2 protein-coding genes are annotated in these 1,744 nt (G+C 73.3%); both read right to left on the minus strand.

The features are described 5' to 3' along the window. Positions 1 to 1,012: S1C family serine protease (locus AC1D12_RS32605; protein ID WP_477845278.1), on the minus strand; the 1,012-nt coding region annotated here is incomplete at its 3' end. Between the two features lie 4 nt (positions 1,013 to 1,016). Further along, the gene (locus tag AC1D12_RS32610) at positions 1,017 to 1,646 is read right to left on the minus strand and encodes a hemerythrin domain-containing protein (RefSeq protein ID WP_477845279.1); all 630 of its coding nucleotides are present in this window, start codon (positions 1,644 to 1,646) and stop codon (positions 1,017 to 1,019) included. Positions 1,647 to 1,744 lie beyond the last annotated feature (98 nt).

A 1,744-nucleotide genomic window follows, 5' to 3' on the forward strand; every position in this document is an offset into this window, starting at 1 on the left:
CGCGGAACACCGTCAGCCGCGTGCCCGCCACCGAGCGCCACGACAGCAGCGCCCGCACGAAGTCGCCGCTGTCGCCGAGCGCCCGGCCGTTCATGCCGACCACGATGTCGCCGACGCGCAGTCCGAGCGTCGCCGCGACGCTGCCGCGCGCCACGGCATTGATGAAGGCGCCGCGCGCATCGGGCCGGCCGGCGTGCCAGGCCGCGAGCGGCGACACGTCCTCGAAGCCGGCGCCCAGCCGCGGGCGCGGCGCGGCCCCGTCGCTGCGCAGTTCCGCCACCACCTGCTGCACGACCTCGATCGGCATGAACAGGCTGACGCCCGAGCTGCCATAGGGGCCGACCACGGTGCGCAGGCTCATGCCGACGATGGCGCCGCGCACATCGAGCAGCGGCCCGCCGGAGTTGCCCGGGTTCAGCGTCAGGTCGCTCTGGATGAACAGCACCTCGCCGTCTTCCGCGAAATGGCGGGTCCGCCCGCCGACGATGCCGGCGACCACCGAGCGGTTCAGGCCGTACGGTTCGCCGACCGCCAGCACCCAATCGCCGGCGCGCAGCGCGGCCGAGCGGCCGAACACCGGTGCGGCGGCGGGCGGCACGTCCAGTTCGAGCAGCGCGATGTCCATGTCGCGATCGATGGCCCGCACCCGCGCCGGCCGCACGCGCTGGTCGGGCAGCTTGACGAGCACCTGGTTGGCGCCGGCGACGACGTGGGCGGCCGTCACGATCGCCCCGCCGTCGTCGATGAAGAAGCCGGCGCCGATGCGGGCCGGCAGTTCGGCCGTGCTCCACGGCGCCAGTTCGTCGCCGCGCGGCAGCGTGTCCTCGTCGAATTCGGCACGGGCATCCGCGCCGATCCCGTAGACGCCGACCGCGAACGCGCTGCCGCGGCTCACCGCGGCCGCAAAGCCCGCTGCCGGTGCGGGCGCCGGCAATGGCCCCAGGCCGGCGCATCCGGCCAGTCCGGCGGCCCAGGTACCGGCGATCAGCAGTGCAACGCGCAGGCGGCGCACGCCGTCAGCGCCCGCCCGGCGGCCGGCTGCAGTGGCCGATCGCCGGCCCGATGCCCAGCGGCGGCGGCAGGGCCCACAGGATCTTCTTGAAGACATGCCGGTAGTTGTCGTCCGGCGGGTGGTCGGCCAGCGGGTCGCGGTTGGCGCAGAACGCGCGGTCCAGTCCGACCCAGTCCTCGGCGGTCAGCACGCGCTGCGCGAGCGGCAGCACCTCGGTCTCCTCGGCCCGGATGTGCGCGAGGTAGAAATCGATGTAGCGCTGCATCGCCTGCTCGAAGCGGTCGCGGCGCTGGCACAGCTGCGCGGTGTCGGCCATCATCTCGAAGCCGAGCAGCTCGTGCTCCAGCTCGCGGATCGCCCGCTCGCCGTCGGCGTGCTCGCGGTCGAGCCGGTCGAGCACCTCGTCGCCTTCGGTCGTGCGCCTGCGCAGCAACGGGAACAGCAACTCGCTCTCCTTCGCATGGTGCAGGCGTTCGGGGAACTCGTCGACGTAGAACAGCATCGCGCGCAGCACGCCGAAATCCGGCAGGCTGCCGCGCCGCCGGTGGTCGGCCAGCAGCAGGCTGATCGAGCGCAGCATCGCCGACATGGCGCTGTGCTCTTCGAGGATGACGCGTACGGCAGCGTGTTGCATGGCAGTGTCCCGGCCGGCGATGGAGCCCGAGCTTGGCGCCGTTTCGCCCGACGCGTGTTGATCCGCGTCAACTCAGCGCGGGTCGGCGCGTCCTGCCG

Source organism: Rhizobacter sp. P1_G5, from assembly GCF_056405435.1.

Coding starts and splice junctions, on each gene's coding strand:
- AC1D12_RS32610 (WP_477845279.1), bottom strand. CDS start 1,646: ATGCAACACGCTGCCGTACGCGTCATCCTCGAAGAGCACAGCGCCATG.